The organism is Kitasatospora sp. NPDC002551 (assembly GCF_040296005.1).
In the GTDB taxonomy this organism is placed as follows: domain Bacteria; phylum Actinomycetota; class Actinomycetes; order Streptomycetales; family Streptomycetaceae; genus Kitasatospora.
Genome location: NZ_JBEOWI010000022.1, coordinates 1 through 14,689 on the forward strand (window position 1 = coordinate 1; position 14,689 = coordinate 14,689).

General features: G+C 73.9%; 17 protein-coding genes. All 17 read left to right on the top strand.

Translation table 11 applies throughout. From position 1 onward, the window contains the following. The first annotated feature begins 1,672 nt into the window (after window positions 1-1,672). A complete protein-coding gene (locus ABT093_RS19590; protein WP_350565854.1) occupies window positions 1,673-2,032 on the top strand; it encodes a hypothetical protein in 360 nt (119 codons plus the stop codon). 86 nt (window positions 2,033-2,118) lie between these two features. After that, the gene (locus ABT093_RS19595; RefSeq protein ID WP_350565856.1) at window positions 2,119-2,478 is read left to right on the top strand and encodes a hypothetical protein; all 360 of its coding nucleotides are present in this window, start codon (window positions 2,119-2,121) and stop codon (window positions 2,476-2,478) included. 229 nt (window positions 2,479-2,707) lie between these two features. Beyond that, on the top strand, window positions 2,708-2,926 hold the full coding sequence (locus ABT093_RS19600; protein ID WP_350565858.1) for a hypothetical protein: 219 nt from the start codon (window positions 2,708-2,710) through the stop codon (window positions 2,924-2,926). A gap of 65 nt (window positions 2,927-2,991) precedes the next feature. Then, complete coding sequence (locus ABT093_RS19605) at window positions 2,992-3,453, top strand: hypothetical protein (protein ID WP_350565860.1); 462 nt, start codon at window positions 2,992-2,994, stop codon at window positions 3,451-3,453. Window positions 3,454-3,557: 104 nt separating this feature from the next. Further along, window positions 3,558-4,475, top strand: a complete 918-nt coding sequence (locus ABT093_RS19610; RefSeq protein WP_350565862.1) for a hypothetical protein — start codon at window positions 3,558-3,560, stop codon at window positions 4,473-4,475. 90 nt (window positions 4,476-4,565) lie between these two features. After that, complete coding sequence (locus ABT093_RS19615) at window positions 4,566-4,964, top strand: hypothetical protein (RefSeq protein WP_350565864.1); 399 nt, start codon at window positions 4,566-4,568, stop codon at window positions 4,962-4,964. A 269-nt stretch (window positions 4,965-5,233) separates the two neighbouring features. Beyond that, window positions 5,234-6,271, top strand: a complete 1,038-nt coding sequence (locus ABT093_RS19620) for an ArdC-like ssDNA-binding domain-containing protein (protein ID WP_350565866.1) — start codon at window positions 5,234-5,236, stop codon at window positions 6,269-6,271. Window positions 6,272-6,425: 154 nt separating this feature from the next. Next, window positions 6,426-7,331, top strand: coding sequence for a PP2C family protein-serine/threonine phosphatase (locus tag ABT093_RS19625; protein WP_350565868.1), 906 nt, complete (start codon window positions 6,426-6,428; stop codon window positions 7,329-7,331). A gap of 85 nt (window positions 7,332-7,416) precedes the next feature. Continuing rightward, window positions 7,417-8,091, top strand: coding sequence for a hypothetical protein (locus ABT093_RS19630; RefSeq protein WP_350565869.1), 675 nt, complete (start codon window positions 7,417-7,419; stop codon window positions 8,089-8,091). A gap of 83 nt (window positions 8,092-8,174) precedes the next feature. Next, entirely contained in the window at window positions 8,175-8,546 is a 372-nt protein-coding gene (locus tag ABT093_RS19635) for a DUF6573 family protein (protein WP_350565871.1), read from the top strand. Window positions 8,547-8,769: 223 nt separating this feature from the next. Beyond that, on the top strand, window positions 8,770-9,237 hold the full coding sequence (locus ABT093_RS19640; RefSeq protein WP_350565873.1) for a hypothetical protein: 468 nt from the start codon (window positions 8,770-8,772) through the stop codon (window positions 9,235-9,237). 118 nt (window positions 9,238-9,355) lie between these two features. Further along, window positions 9,356-9,763, top strand: a complete 408-nt coding sequence (locus ABT093_RS19645; protein ID WP_350565875.1) for a DUF6573 family protein — start codon at window positions 9,356-9,358, stop codon at window positions 9,761-9,763. A gap of 101 nt (window positions 9,764-9,864) precedes the next feature. Continuing rightward, window positions 9,865-10,338: a hypothetical protein gene (locus tag ABT093_RS19650; protein ID WP_350565877.1), complete on the top strand. Its 474-nt coding sequence runs from the start codon at window positions 9,865-9,867 to the stop codon at window positions 10,336-10,338. 110 nt (window positions 10,339-10,448) lie between these two features. Further along, window positions 10,449-11,102: a hypothetical protein gene (locus ABT093_RS19655; protein WP_350565879.1), complete on the top strand. Its 654-nt coding sequence runs from the start codon at window positions 10,449-10,451 to the stop codon at window positions 11,100-11,102. Between the two features lie 139 nt (window positions 11,103-11,241). Beyond that, a complete protein-coding gene (locus ABT093_RS19660) occupies window positions 11,242-11,667 on the top strand; it encodes a hypothetical protein (protein ID WP_350565881.1) in 426 nt (141 codons plus the stop codon). Between the two features lie 269 nt (window positions 11,668-11,936). Further along, a complete protein-coding gene (locus ABT093_RS19665; RefSeq protein WP_350565883.1) occupies window positions 11,937-12,302 on the top strand; it encodes a hypothetical protein in 366 nt (121 codons plus the stop codon). Window positions 12,303-12,395: 93 nt separating this feature from the next. Further along, a complete protein-coding gene (locus ABT093_RS19670; RefSeq protein ID WP_350565885.1) occupies window positions 12,396-14,624 on the top strand; it encodes a hypothetical protein in 2,229 nt (742 codons plus the stop codon). The last annotated feature ends 65 nt before the right edge of the window (window positions 14,625-14,689 follow it).

Genomic DNA, 14,689 nt, shown 5'->3' on the forward strand with positions numbered 1-14,689 from the left:
GGGGGCGGAAGGCCTGCGGCCTTGCCCCTGGCCTGGCGGCCAGGGCGGCCCTGGCGGGCCGTCAGGCGCGCCCCTCGGCGCCTACGGCGCCTTTGTTTGGGCTCGGGGAATAGGCGGTGCATTGTTGCGGGAATTGGCCGGTGGCCAATTCGCGGGAATGAGTGGCGCCTGACGGCGCCTCGGGTGTGGGGGTGTCAGGGGTGAGGGCCGGTGAGGGCCGGTGGGGACCGGGGGGCCCGGCCGGTGGCCGGTCCGGGAGCGGGGTGCGGGACGGCGGGGGCGGGATGGGGGTGTGCCGGGCCGGTGGCCCGGGAAGTGAGGGCAGCGCGGGGGTTGGCGCGGGGGTTGGCGCGGGGGTTGGGGCCGGGGTGGGTGGCGGCGGTTCGGGCACCGGCCGGTGGCCGGGCCCGTACCCGTTCTCTCGCGTTTCCTCGGTGGAAGGGACAAGGGCCGGAAGGGATCCGGGCCCGGACGGCGGGGCGTCAGGAGCGCCGCCTGCGGCGGCCCCGGGGGCAGGGACGGGCACCGGGGCCGCAGGCCCCGGGCGGGGGTGGCTGACGGGCCGTCCGCACCCCTTCCCGGGGGTGGGGGGCCCGCCCCGGTGGGGCGGGGAACGGACAGGACGTCACCACCACCCCCGGGGAACGGGAACACCCTCCCACCCCCGGGCACGCCGCCGACGGCGGCGGCGGAGACGGCAGTGACGGCGGGCCCGGGGACAGGCGGCGCGAGCGGCGGACCGGGCGCAGCACGAACACCCCGACCAACCCCCCGACACACACTCAGGAAACCCCGGAAACCCCGCGCAAACCCAGGAAAGGCGAAAACAGAAACACGGAAATTGTGGACTAGACCACTTTACGGTGAATACAAGCACGCATTACCCAGGAATAGCGGTAACCGACCCGCCGAATAACCGCCGGGCGACTCCCTGGAAAACCCCGGACCGACAGCCCGGGCCTACGGCCCGGAACCACCCCGACGAACCCCCCAGGAAACACCCCCCAACACCCACCCACACCCCCGGACCGACCGCCCGCACCGGCCACCCGGCCGACGGACCGCCGGAGGCCGGGCCACCCCGACCCGCGACCGGCCACCGGCCACCGGCCCACCACCACCCCGCCGCCCCCGACCCACCAGCCACCCAGCACCAGCCACAGAACCCACCACCACACCCCCACCACACCCAAGCCGGCCACAACCCACCCAGGAACCCCGGGGACGCCCCGGCGCAGACCGAACACCCCCCCCCACACACGACAGCCCCGCCACACCCCCACACAGCCCGCAGGGCCCGGCCGCCAGGCCGCCACCAACCAAGCGCCGCAGGCCCACCACAACCCGCACGACGCCACCAACCGCCACCCACCCACACAGGAGAAGAAGAGGGGCGCAGAGAGAGGGTTGTCAGAATTTCCGGCCACCTTGGTTGGCCCTCTGAGCTGCACCGATGCCACCGAGTGCCCGGGGCGGGGGTGTTGGCGTCAGGAGCCACGTCAGGAGTTGGGTCGGGAGTCACGTCAGGAGTTGCGTCAGGAGTCCCGAGCGAGCCCGGCCGACACTCCGGGGCCGACCGGGTCCCTTTGATGCATTCTTCATGGTAGTCTTTCTCTTGTCAGGCCGGGTGGCTCCCGGAAGGCAATCGGACCACTAAGCACGGAGGAACAGCATGAAGCGCAACACCCGCAAGGCCGCCGCGATCATCCGCAGCCGCCGCCGCGTCGGCCAGCTGGCCAAGACCTTCAGCCACCGCCCGCGATCCCTGGCCACCTACACGCTGGCCGCGTGCGGCATGAACCGCCGGACCGCCGAGGGTTGCGCGAACGGCCTTCGCACCGTGGCCAAGAAGCTGGAGATCGTCGGCATCCCCGGCATCACGACCCGGACGATCGAGGGCCCGGCCGAGGGTGAGCGCCCCACCACCCGCTACACCAAGGCCGAGGTTCACGAGATCGCCACCGCGTACAAGCCGCGCAAGCCCGAGTACCGCGCCGCCCGCGCCGCGCTGCTGGCCCTGACCGCCGCCTGACAGACCCCCACCGGGGGGCGGGCGAAGCCGCCCCCCGACATTCCCCAAAACCACCAAAAACCAGATCCGAGAATCGGAGAATTCCCATGAAGAAGACCATCACCGCCGTTTTCACCGCCGCCGCCGACATCATCGAGAACGGCATCCCGAAGGCCCACGCGGCCGACGTCGAATTCTCCTACACCGTGAACGGGGTCAGCGTCGTCACCCGCGACAACCTCAGCACCCCCCGCCGGACTCAGGCCCTCGCCCACGTGATGAACGCGTTCAAGGCCGCCGGGTGGACGTTCGAGCCCGGCGCGGGCGTCGCCCTCACCGCCCCCGACGCGGTGTACCGCAAGACGACCAAGAAGAAGGCCGCCGCCCCGGCCCCCGCCGAGCCGACCGGCGACGCCGACACGCTGTTCCCGGCCCAGGAGGCCCCTGTCCTGGCCTTCAGCGGCTGATCTCAGCCACCGGGGGCGGGGGCCAAAGCCCCCCGCCCCCGGGCCCCCAGAGGCCGCAGGGAGGCGCGCAGCGCCGGGCCACGGTGGCGGCGCCAGCCGCCCACCCTGCCCGGGGACCACACCCCGGCGCGGCCCCGCTCGGCCGCCAGGCCGAGCGCGAGGGCGTAGCCCCCGCCCCCACAAAACGAAGGCGCAGCAGTGCTGCGCCCCGACAGCGAAGGAAGTGCCGATGAACGTCATGCTCACCCCGAACCACCGCCAGGCGAAGCGTGATCTCTCGGTTGTCGAGTGGTTCGACGTGGTCGACGCCCGCACGAACGAGCTCCTCCCGTGGACTGTGAGCCGGAACGGCGACGACGTGGCTGTGAACGGCCCTCAGGGGTTCGTGCGGGTGGTCGGCACGTTGGAGGCCGCCGTGGGTGTCATCCGCGAGCAGCCCGCAGCCTGACGGGGCGGCGGGGAACGAGGGCGGGCGCGCGCTGCGCCCGGCCCCTTTCAGGAAGGGGATGCCCGATGGGCAACGAAGAGCGTGAGGCGCTGAGCGCGGAGTTCCAGACGCTGCGACGGGTCAGGGAGCGCAGCCCGGAGGAGGAAGCGCGGTTGAAGGCGGTGCGGGGCCGGTTGGTGGAGTTGCTGGCCGTGCCGCCCGCCGGGTACGAGGCCCCCGAGGCCGGCCGGAGGCTGGTGGAGCACGCCCGGGCCCATGGGTGGCTGGCGTTGGAGCAGTGGGGGCAGGCGAGCGACGGGGCGCCGTTCTACACGGTCCAGGTCGGCCGGGCGGCCGAGGACGAGGAGGGGCGGCGGATTGGGCTTGGTTGGGAGTTCCGCCGCACGTGGCATTCGCGGGGTGCCGCGCCCGGCCGGGTGCGGTTGTTCGGGTCGGGAACGGCGCAGACGCCCGAGGTGCCGAGGACTCATGACGCGCCGTCGGTGCAGCGGATTCGGGAGTTGATCACGGCGTATCCGGTGTCGTGAGGCGCGGATCACACACATTCAATGTCTTATCCATGGTAGTCTTTCTCTTGTCAGGCCGGGTGGCTCCCGGAAGGCAATCGGACCACGACGAGAGGACAGAGACCATGACCGGCACCCAGACCCCCGCCAACCTCACCGGGAACTACGCCCCGAACGCCCCCGGTGCCCGCACCTACCGCGACACCCGACCGCTGACCGTGGACGGCAAGCGCGTCACGGTCACCGTCGAGGGCCCCGCCGGGCGCACCGCGTACCTGTTCATCGGCGGCATCTGCGGGGAGCCCTACGAGCTGCCCGCCGACGTCACCGACGTGAACCTGTGGGCGCAGCAGGTGATTGCCGAGCAGGCGGCGCGGCCGGAGGCCCAGGCGGCGGCCCAGCCGGCTCCGGCCACCGCCCCGGCCCCGCTCCCGGTGGCCACGGTGAACGTGCCCGGTGCGTTCGCCGAGTGGCTGGAGGGCACCAACGCGATGACAGGGGACGACGACCACGACCCCCGGTCGCTGGCTCTGCGTCTGGCCGTCCAGGGCGGCCGGTGGGTCCAGCGCGGCCGGTCGCGGAGCCTGGTGGTCGAGGGCGGCAAGCTGACCATGAGCGTCCTCACCGAGTACGCGGACACGTTCCTGGACATGTTCTGCGTCGAGGACGGGTCCGCGACGCGGGCCGAGATGGCCGGGGCGAAGAAGGCCCAGGAGCGCGCGCTGGCGGCGCGCGCCGCCCTGGTTGCCGCCGAGCGGGCCGAGCAGCGCCGACGCGCCCGCCAGGCCAAGGCCATGTACGAGGCCGTTGCGGGCGCGTCGATCCAGGACAAGGCGGCGGTGTTCTACGGGTTCAACCCCGGCGTGCGGGGCGTCAACATCCCGGAGTTCATCGCCGCGCAGTTGGACCGCGCGAACGCCGCCCTTGAGGGGTACGAGTGGGAGCCCGTCAGCCCGGCCGAGATGGACGTGCTGTTCGATCTCGCCGACAAGGCGTCCGACTACCGGGCCGCCGGACCGCAGCGCGGGGCCCAGCACAGCTGACCACCCGCCAGGAGGCGCCGCCCGCCGCTAGGAGCGGGGGCGGCGCCCGCCGCAGGGACACACCCCTTCGCACGTCAGGAGACGCCCCCCATGCACACCCTTCCCCTGTCCGCCCCGATGAGCAGCATGCTTCTCAAGGCCCACCGCGCCCCCAAGGGAGAGATCACGGACGGCGGTCTGACGCGGAGCGCCCTGGAGCGCCGCAAGCTCGCTGAGGCCCGGCTGGAGACCACCGAAGAGGTCGACCGCCACGGCGCCCCCCGCAAGCGCTTCCGCTTCTACCTCACCCCTGCCGGGCACTCCGTCGCCAGGCAGATCATCGAGGCCGTCAGGGCCGCCCCGGCCCCCGCTCCGGTCCCGGTCCCGGCTCGCGCGGTCAGCCCCGCTGTGATGGCCCGCCGGCTGCGGCAGGGGTGGGACCCGGAACGCGCTGCCGCCACCCCCGTTGGCCCGACCCTGCCGGAGCGCTCCGAGGGGGCGCAGCGGTAGGAGGAGGTCTCTGGGGGATCCCCGGCGGACCGAGTGTCCGCCGGGGGCCGGTCGGGTCCAGGAAGGGCGGGCCGGGCCGCGGCTGGTGGCCCGGCCAGTGCCGCGGGTTGCGCCCGGGGCCGGCCCGCGGGTGCAGGGCCGGATGTATTCCCGCTCGCCGCGTGTGGCGTGGATCACCTATCTTCAATGCATTATCCATGGTAGTCTTTCTCTTGTCAGGCCGGGTGGCTCCCGGAAGGCAATCGGACCGCGACCAAAGGAGAACGATCATGGCCAAGCGCACCCGCCGCCGCACCCTCACCGAGGCCGAGAAGGCCGTCAAGGCCGCCGAGCACAAGGAGATGACGGAGAGGCTGCGCCAAGGCCTGGACGACGCCGTGATGGGCCTGGTCACTTCCGAGGGATGGATGGCCATGCTGACCCAGATGGCCCGGGCCGCTGGGACCGAGATCGGCCGCTTCTCCGCGAACAACATCTTCCTGATCCTCACGCAGTGCCCGCACGCGACCGCCGTGTGCACGTACAAGCAGTGGCAGGAGCGCGGCCGACAGGTGATGCTGAACCAGAAGTCCCTCCGGATCTTCGCCCCGATCACGGCCAAGAAGAAGGGCCAGGAGGCGGACGACGTCCCCAGCGAGGAGGAGGGCGGCGAGGGTCGGCCGAAGGGGTACATGCTCGTTCCCCGTTTCGACGCCAGCCAGACCGAGCCCATGTGGCAGCACAAGCCGAAGGACGGGCTCTACTTCATTACGCCCGCCCTCCCGGCCCCCGTGAAGCGGTTCGGTGCGGGCACCCCCGGCGAGGCCCCCGCCGAGATGTGGCGGATGCTGACCGCCTACGCCGTGCACCACGGCTACAGCGTCGAGACCGGAGAGACCGGGACCGCGCAGGGCTGGACGCGGCCGTCCACGAAGACGGTACGGGTCAGCGACAAGGAGAAGGCCGCCCAGGCGTCCCTGACGCTCGCTCACGAAGTCGCCGGGCACATCGGGTGCGGTCACGTCGCGGACATGAACGGGTACTTCCGCCACCGGGGCCGGATGGAGACCGAGGCGGAATCGGTGGCCCACATGGTCGCCGCGTTTTACGGGGTGGATGCCACGGTGGAGTCCGCCGACTACATCGCCGGGTGGGCGGGCCGCGAACCGAAGGAGGTCCGCGAAATGCTCACCGCGACCGCTGAGACTGTCCGCCAGGCCTTCCGCGCCTTCCTGGAGTTCCGCGAGAGCCCCGAGGCAGCCGCCGCCCTGGAACCCGCCCAGACGCCGGTCCCGGGCGCACCCGAGCTTGCCCTGGCCGCCCTCTAGCGGCCCGTGGGGGGTGGGGCCCAGCGGCCCCACTCCCCAACATCTTCCGGCCGCCGTCGACGGCCCCGCCCCTGCCGGGCGCCCCCGCCGCCCGGCAGGGGCGCCCGGCAGGCCCGGCAGTCACCCACCGAACATCCCCCGTTTGGAGACCCCCGTGCCCACCCACGCCACCGCTCAGCACATCGGCACCCGTTCGCACCAGTGCGACGCCACCGCCACCCGGTCCACCGTCGACGGCGGCCGCGCCTTCGTCCTGCTGGACGGGATCGGCTCCAGTGACCAGGTCCGGGAGTGGACCCGCACCCGGGCCCGGCGTCTGGCCGATCTGACCGCCCGCTCCCTGGAGCCGGACGAGGCCGTCACCCAGGTGCAGAACGAGCTCACCGCTCAGGCCGGCTGGGCGCCGGGAGCGTGCGCCGTCGTCGCCGTGACGGGGCCGGATCAGCTGCTGCGCGTCGCGTGGATCGGCGACTGCCGCGCCTACCTCCTGTTCCCGGACGGTCACCTTCAGCGGCTGACCACGGATCACAACCTGCGGGCCGAGATCGAGGCCGCCGGGGGCCAGGCGCCTAGGTGGTCCCGCAACCAGGTCACCCGCTGTCTCGGCCACCCCGACCCCGGGACCGCGATGGAGCCGGAGCGGACGGCCGTGCACGACCGCTCCGGCGCGCGGCTGCTGCTCGCCTCCGATGGCTGCTACGAGCCGATCGAGGACGCCGCGCGCGACCTGAGCGCGGAGCTTGCCGCCCTGGACCCCGCCGGGTGCGCGAAGCACCTGGTGAGCCTGGCGCTCGCCCTGGGCGGAGAGCACCGGGACAACGCCACGTGCATGGTCGTCGACTTCCCGGACGCCTCGGCGGCGGAGGCCGGTGCCGGGCGCGTGCTGTGTGCCCACGGCCGCGCGTTCATGCGGGACAGCTGTTCCGGCTGCGACGCCGCCGAGGAGACCCCGCACCCCGCCGACCCCGTCACCGTGCGGTCGCCCTGGACCTCCCGCATGGTGAAGCGCTGCCGGACCTGCGCCCAGCCGCCCGGCCGCCGCATCCACAAGGGCGCCTGAGCGCTGCCCGGGTGCCCGTCCCGCACGGGCACCCGGGCAGCGCTCGGCAGCCACCCATCACCGATCGTTCCGAGGAGAAGCCGCGATGAAGCGCACCCTTGAGAGAGCCGTCATGGCCGCCGTCCTGGCCACCTGGGACCCTGCCCGCCGCGGTGAGAACGCCGGCGCCGCCGCGGTCCGCGTCACCTTCCCCGAAGGCGCCTTCCCGCGGGCGCCGGCATGGAGCCCGGGCGACCGCTTCGAGGTCTGCCGGGCCGGGCAGTCCTGGATACGCCGCACCCCCGAGGCCACCACCATGGTCGTGGCCGGTGCGCAGCTGCCGCTGCGCGTCGCGGGCGTGCCGGACGGCCCGGAGGTGTGGACCGTCACCGGCCCGGCGGACGCGGAGCGGCCCGCGTTCCTGTGGGGACAGCCGGCCCGGGTCACCGAACTGCGCCGGGCCCCCGGTATCCGCGTCGGCCGGGAGCCGCTCTCCGGCCACCCCGCGGCCGCAGCCGCGGAGTACTGGGAGGCGTTCGCCGCGCGGTGGGGGTTCCGGCCGGCGCGCAAGCCCGACGGCCGGTGGTCGCTGCTGCTGCCGTGCCTGCCCGCGCACCCGGACGGGCCGAACGAGCGCGAGGTGATCGATGCCGCCGCGCTGGTGGTCCGGGAGTTCGGAGGCCGGGCCGCGGTCCGGCCATATGGCCAGGTCGGGGACCCGTTCACCGTGTGGCGGATCCTGGAGTGCGCGACCGTCAGGCTGCGGACACGGCTAGCCTAGATGCATTGTTCATGGTAGTCTTTCTCCTGTCAGGTCGGGTGGCTCCCAGGCGACAGGCGAACCGAACCGAGAGAGGGCATTCCATGAGCGACAAGACCACCGACCCGATGGACGAGGGCGGGCCCATCGCCACCTACAGCCATGCCGAGGCGATCGCGGACGGCGTCCTGGTCGCGGTGTCCGAGGAGGCGCAGCGTCAGGCCGGGTTCGGGTGGCCGATGGCGCTGTCGGAGATGGTTCACGCGCGGTGTGTCGCATGGAACGGCGACGAGGAGATGGAGGCGTCGCGCCTGCGCGCACTGCTGTGGAGGGCGAATTGGGCCGTCCGGTCGTCCGTGGGGCGGGGGAGGACCCTTCCCTACGTGCCCTTCACCTTCGCTTTCGCAGAGGTCGACAGCCCCGGCATCGATCGGGAGACGCGGCCGGGGGTGCCGGCGACGACGGCGAGCGGGTGATGACCGTGCTGTTCCTCCACAAGGACTGACGGGCCCTCCGGGGCGCGGTCGCGACTGCGCCCCGGGTCCTCGACCCATCGGTCGACCTTGGCCGGGAGGAGTCGCAACCAGCGCCCCGGAGGGCCTCGCCCCCTGCCGGGAACTTCCCGGCTGACTACCCGCACCGCCCCTGGGAGACACCTTGACCGACCGTACCGCTGACAGCGCTTGGTTCACAGACGCCGTGGGGGCGTTGGCGCGCCAGGCGGCGCCCGCCGCCGAGGGGTGGGAACTTGCCGAAGAAGAGATCAGCGCCGCCCGCGAGCGCCACGGCGAGACGGAGCGGGGACCGCTCTGGAACGCCTTCCTGCTGCTGCAGCCCTCCGACGTGCTGGAGTCGGCGCCGCTGCTGTACCGCGCGCACGTTCGGGAGCTGCTGGAGCGGGTGGCCGCCCGGGAGGACACCAGGCCGGCCACCAGTGCCGAGCTGCTGGCCGCCCTGTCGGCGGGGAGCGTGCAGGTCCCCTTGTCGCCGTCCGCAGTGTGCCTTGCGGCCCGGCTGGTGGCCCGATTGCCGCCCGGAGACACCCTGCCCGTCGACGTCGAGGTGCTGGACATCGAGGGCTACGAGCGACTTTTCGGCGCCGAGGCGGACGAGCACGCGCGGCAACTGGGCGTCATGCTCCACCAGGACTGGCGCGCGCAGAGCTGAGACCGTCGGCGGCGTGCCGCAACGACTACCATCAATGCATTTATCATGGTAGTCTTTCTCATGTCAGACCGGGTGGCTCCCGGAAGGCAATCGAACCGCACCGAGAGGGGACATTCCCATGAGCGACAAGACCGCCACCGACCCGATGGACGAGGGCGGGCCCATCGCCACCTACAGCCGCGCCGAGGCGATCGCGGACGGAGTCCTGGTCCAGGTGCCCGAGGTGGCGTGGCGCGTGGCCCGGTTCCGGTGGCCGGTGGCGCTGACGGCGGACGTGCACGGCCGGTGCGTCGCCTGGGGCGGGGACCCGGAGATGGAGGGCCGGCGCCTGGCCGAACTTCTGGGGATGGCGCACGCCGCCATCCGGAGGTCCGGCAACCAGGGGGGCCGATCGGTTTCCTTCGCCTTCGTCTACATGGAGATGGACAACCCCGCCGACGACCAGGAGGTGTGGCTGACCGTGGCGGCGGGGCCCGGCGACGACGGCGAGCCGGTGATGACGGTGATGTTCCCCCACGAGGACTGACGCGCCCGCCGGGGCGGCCCGAGACGGGGCCGCCCCGGCCCGGATGCCGGGCGGACCAGGATTCCGCCGCCCCGCCCCTCACGACTACCAGGAGAACGACCATGCCGCAGACCGTGACCGCCGAAGCCCCCGACCACTACGTCACCGCCCCGCTGGGCGCCAACTTCGCCGTCACTCCCGGCGGGTCCGACGCGGCCCTGCTCGCGCTGGCGCCGGACGGGCGACTGGTGGCCATCGGCGCCCGGTGGCGTGCGGACACCGCCGCGTGGGACCCCATCAGCGAGGGGACGTGGCACGACCTGTACGTCACCTTCGGGGACGACCCGCGCGAGTACTACGCCGGTCATGCGTGGCGGAACACGGTCGTGGAGACCATCGCCCGCACCGCGTACGACGACGTGCACGGATTCGACCTGCGCCGCAGGATCTTCCCCGTCGAGGACGTCGACCCGTGCCGGTGCCGCTACACCGGTCAGCGCTGCGCCAGCTGCGGGCACGAGGTGAACTGCTACGGGTTCGGCGAGGCCGCCACCGCCGTGGAGCGGCATCTCTATGGGGCCGCAACCCTGGGCTGACCGCCCGCCCGGTGGCCGCCCCGCGCCCTGCGGGGCGGCCACCGGGCGCAGCCGCACGACTTCCGCCGGCGGCGACGCCGGCCCTTTCGGACAAGGAACAGGTAGCGCGCATGTCCGCGAGACGGTACACATGCCAGACGATCACCGGCCCGGGGCGCCGCCGCTGCGGCAGCCCTCCCACCCGGCGGCTCACGTGCACGTTCGACGACCGCACCGAGCACTATCTGCTGTGCGGCGCGCACTGCGGCGAGACCCGGCGGTGGTTCGCCCAGCCGTGGGTCAAGGTGGGATGTAACGGCACATCGGAGGTCCTGATCTCCCAGCACCTCCCGTTCGTCGGGGCGTTCTGCGCGGGGGCCCTTGACCAGGCGTCCCGACCGCCGGCCCCGCTCGGAAGGCCCGGAGCCGCCGGCCGCCGCCCCGCGGGCACACCCGGGCTGACACCCGAGAGCCTGCCGCCCGACCACGCGAACCATCTGCTCGCCGTCGTCATGGGCTTCGTCGACGGGTATCCGCCGCTGGCGGCCCGGGGGCTGGACGCCGAGGCGGCGGGCCGGGCGTGGTGGGTCGGCGTCCACGACCCCCAGGCCCTGGAGCACCTGGACCCCGAAACGAGGCAGGCGGTGCCCGCCGCGCTGCTGCAGCACATCGCGGAGGCCGCCCCCTACGGCAACCACCTCTTCCACAGGGTGGAGCACGACAAGGCCGGCAACGCGTACGGCGTCTACCCCGACCGGACGCCGCCGGCGGGCACCCCCGCCTAGCCGCGCGGGCGCCGGACGCCACCGCCTCAATCGCCGGACCAGCGACTACCTTCGATGCCTTATTCATGGTAGTCTTTCTCTTGTCAGGCCGGGTGGCTCCCGGAAGGCAATCGAATCACGATCGGAAGAAGGCCCGCCCATGAACCCCATCACCTACACCCGGCTGACCGAGCACCACGGCGACCCGGTCAGGTCCTCGCCCGTGGCCGAGGACTTCACCGGCCGCACCCTGGTCCGGGTGTCCGAGGAGGCGCAGCGTCAGGCCCGGTTCCAGTGGCCGGTGGCGCTGGACCTGTCCGTCGCGGACTGCGTGGCCTGGCGAGGCGCTGCGACCGTCGAGGCCGATCGCTTGGCCGCCCTGCTGCGGGAGGCGCACCAGGCCGTGGTGTCCGCGCAGCGGGACGGCGGCGCACCGGTGCCGTTCGCCTTCGAGTACCTGTCCCGGACGACGGCCTGGCGTCGCACCGTGCAGTTGACCGTCAGGTTCGGCCACGACGGGGGCGCGCCTCTGGTCGTGATCGCCGAGAGCACCCGGCGCGTGCAGGGCCTGGTGCTCCTGGGCTGACGATCTTCCCGATCGGCATCTGACGCCCCCGGGGGCGGCGGTCGTACCCGCCGTCCCGGGGCGCTCCCCCAGACCGCCCTGCAGCATCGCCGGATCCCGCCAGGACCGGGCAACCGGTCCCTTCCTCCCCTGGAGGTCGAGGCACCCGGGAACAGCTGCGGGGCTCCGGACCGGCCGGGCCGGACACGCGACCCGGGCGTTCGCCCACCGACTCGCTTCCGCGCCCCGGCCGGTCCATCCACCACCCGCATCCCACTGCCAGGAGGCACATGCAGGCCAAGCCCGACAGCATCCACCCCTCCCGTACCGGGTCCGCCGAGGTCCGGGACGCGGCCGGGGCCCCGTACCCGGCCGCGTTCCTGGACCTGCCGCTGTCCGAGCTGCTGCGTCGGCTGGCGCGCGCGGAGCAGCGGGCCGAGCGGGCCGAGGTCGGCGCCGTTCGGGCCTGGGAGCAGGCTCTGGGCCGCCCGTCGCTGGAGGCCGCCCGGGAGTTGAACGCGCGGCTGCGGCGGGTGCGGATCGCGCTGGAGACGCCGGGGCGAGACAGCGTTCCGGCCGCCGAGCTGCAAGAGGCCCTGTACGGGGAACTGGACACCGCTCCCCGGGAGCGCGGCCCGGCCCCGGCCGACGGCTGACGCCCCCACACTCCCGCAGTACGGAAGCCGGGCGGGCACCCCCGCCCGCCCGGCCGCTGAACGACCGACCATCACCGCCGGAAGGGCGCCCCCGTGAACACCCAGAACAGCACCACCGCCGGCACGGCCGGCCTTCCCCGCAACTCCGTCCGGCTGGCCGAGCGCGCCCGCGCCGCCGGCTGGACGGTCAGCACCGAGCGCGAGGCCGGGAGCGTCACCGTCCGCCTCACCGCCCAGGCGCGCCACAACCGCGCGTCCGTGGCCGTCGAGGTGGTCTGCTGCTGGGAGGAGGACCAGGCGCACGCGCTGCGCTGGCGGAGCGCGATCCTGCGCAAGGACGGCCGGCCGATCGCCGACCCGTTCGGCTGGCGGGAGGTCGGCAGCCTTCTGGAGCGCTTCGCCCCGGTGATGATCGACGCGGCCGCGGAGAAGGCCGGCCGTACCCACCACGGTCTCAGCGCCGGGCAGTGGAGCGCCGACGCCGCCGAGCAGCACCGGGCCGCGGCCGGGCACGCGAGCGAGGTCCGCAGCGTCCAGCGCCGGCTCCAGGAGGAGCGGGACGCGGGCGCGGCATGGGCGGCGGCCGCCCTGGACGTCGTCACGGCGCAGGCCGAGCGCGCGCGCGACGCCGAGGAGGCCGCCGGCGTGCTCGCCGCGAAGTCGGGGGAGGCCGGGGCCCGCAGCGCGTTCGAGATGGCCGAGGAGGCTCGGACGCTGGCCGAGGCCTGCGAGGACGCCGCCCGTCTGGCGCGCAACGCCGCGCTCGACGCGGAGGCCGAGGAGCTGTGCGCGCCGTACGTCGCCGCGCAGCTGCAGGCCGACGAGGCGGAGGAGACCGCATGGCGGGCGGCCAACCCGGACGGCACCGCCGAGGACTTCGCCCGCACGGTCATCCAGGCCTACGAGGCGCCCGCCCGCCAGTTCGGCCAGTGGTGGGCCGAGAACCACCGGCCCGGCATGACGTACCTCCAGGGCTACGACGCCTTCCACCCCGGCGCGGACCCGCGCGCCGAGCTCGGCGCGAGCTTGACCCTGGACCGGGACACCAACCGGGCCGTGTTCGCGCTCGGGGCGGCGGCCGCCGCCCTGCTGCGGGCCAGCGGCGACCAGGCGCAGCAGGAGCGGGCGGGGAAGCTGGAGGAGGAGTCGCGGCGCGGTGAGGAGCTGTACGCGCCGGGCGCGCGGCGTCGCATCGGCGAGGGCCACCAGGCGGCGGTGAGGGTGTGGTCCTCACTGGTCGACCGCGGGTGGAACGTGTGGCTGTCGCTGGACGTGCTCCAGGACTTCGTGACGCTGGAGATGTGGGAGCGGGCCGGAGCGGTCGGGGAGGCGACGGCGCTGCGGCGGCTGCTGCTGGTCGACCACGGGCTTCGCCGCCGGCGCGACCGGCACGACGCCGTACGCGAGCGGATCGAGGCCGAGCGCATCGCACGGCACGACGCCGGCGAAGAGGTCTACAAGGCGGCGCGGACGGCCGGGGAGGACGAGGAGTCGGCGGACTGGGCGCGATGGGACTTCCTGGCGCGGCGGGACGCCGAGGAGGCCGGCCGGGAGGAGGACGGGCGCGGCCGGTTCGCCCGGGGCGCCGACGTGTGGGTGCAGCCGGCGGACGACGGGCCGGGTGCGGTCCCGTACGCGGGGCGGATCGTGGCCTACCGCGGCCGGTTCCGGTTCCGGGTGACGGGCCCGGCGGGGACCGTCCCGCGGGAGGTGCCGGTGGACCGGCTGTCCCCGGCCGGGCCCGACGAGGCGCGGCAGGACCGGGCGCGGCAGGAGGCCGAGGTGGCCCGGCTCCGCGAGGAGCGGGCGGCGCGGGATGCCGAGGAGCAGCGGCGCCAGGAGGAGGCGCGGGCCGTGGCGGCGGCCGCGCTGGCACGGCGGCTTGCCCGCAGGCGGGCCGCCGCCGGCACGGTCGCGCCGGTCGGCGAGCACGGCCAGTGGAATCCGGTTCACAGCGTCCCGCGGTCGGTCGGGGAGCTCTGGGCGGCGGCGGCCGAGGGCGGTTGGCGGATGACCTGCCGTACCGGCACGGACGGTCAGATGCTGGTGGTGCGCATCACGGGAACGACGGACGCCGGCCTCTGGGTGTTCGAACTGATCTGGCTGCCCGAACGCGGCCAGTACTCCGTCAGGAAGCAGCTTGGGGCGGCGCGGTGGGCCGACGGCCGGTCCGGTCCGCGCGGCGGGCGGATCAGGCCGACGGTCCGCGACGTCCTGCTCATCATCATGCAGGAGACCCGGGAGGGGGCCGAGGCGCGGCCGGGTGAGCTGGTCGGTGGGCCGGGGCGGCCGGAACCGGCGGCGCCGGTGGCCCGGGACTGACCGGCCGTTGACCGGGCGGGGTGGGGCGCGTGTAAGGCGCCCCACCCTCTTGGATGCATTCTTCA

Coding starts and splice junctions, on each gene's coding strand:
- ABT093_RS19660 (WP_350565881.1), top strand. CDS start 11,242: ATGAACCCCATCACCTACACCCGGCTGACCGAGCACCACGGCGACCCG.
- ABT093_RS19620 (WP_350565866.1), top strand. CDS start 5,234: ATGGCCAAGCGCACCCGCCGCCGCACCCTCACCGAGGCCGAGAAGGCC.
- ABT093_RS19595 (WP_350565856.1), top strand. CDS start 2,119: ATGAAGAAGACCATCACCGCCGTTTTCACCGCCGCCGCCGACATCATC.
- ABT093_RS19600 (WP_350565858.1), top strand. CDS start 2,708: ATGAACGTCATGCTCACCCCGAACCACCGCCAGGCGAAGCGTGATCTC.
- ABT093_RS19665 (WP_350565883.1), top strand. CDS start 11,937: ATGCAGGCCAAGCCCGACAGCATCCACCCCTCCCGTACCGGGTCCGCC.
- ABT093_RS19635 (WP_350565871.1), top strand. CDS start 8,175: ATGAGCGACAAGACCACCGACCCGATGGACGAGGGCGGGCCCATCGCC.
- ABT093_RS19655 (WP_350565879.1), top strand. CDS start 10,449: ATGTCCGCGAGACGGTACACATGCCAGACGATCACCGGCCCGGGGCGC.
- ABT093_RS19605 (WP_350565860.1), top strand. CDS start 2,992: ATGGGCAACGAAGAGCGTGAGGCGCTGAGCGCGGAGTTCCAGACGCTG.
- ABT093_RS19645 (WP_350565875.1), top strand. CDS start 9,356: ATGAGCGACAAGACCGCCACCGACCCGATGGACGAGGGCGGGCCCATC.
- ABT093_RS19610 (WP_350565862.1), top strand. CDS start 3,558: ATGACCGGCACCCAGACCCCCGCCAACCTCACCGGGAACTACGCCCCG.
- ABT093_RS19650 (WP_350565877.1), top strand. CDS start 9,865: ATGCCGCAGACCGTGACCGCCGAAGCCCCCGACCACTACGTCACCGCC.
- ABT093_RS19590 (WP_350565854.1), top strand. CDS start 1,673: ATGAAGCGCAACACCCGCAAGGCCGCCGCGATCATCCGCAGCCGCCGC.
- ABT093_RS19630 (WP_350565869.1), top strand. CDS start 7,417: ATGAAGCGCACCCTTGAGAGAGCCGTCATGGCCGCCGTCCTGGCCACC.
- ABT093_RS19615 (WP_350565864.1), top strand. CDS start 4,566: ATGCACACCCTTCCCCTGTCCGCCCCGATGAGCAGCATGCTTCTCAAG.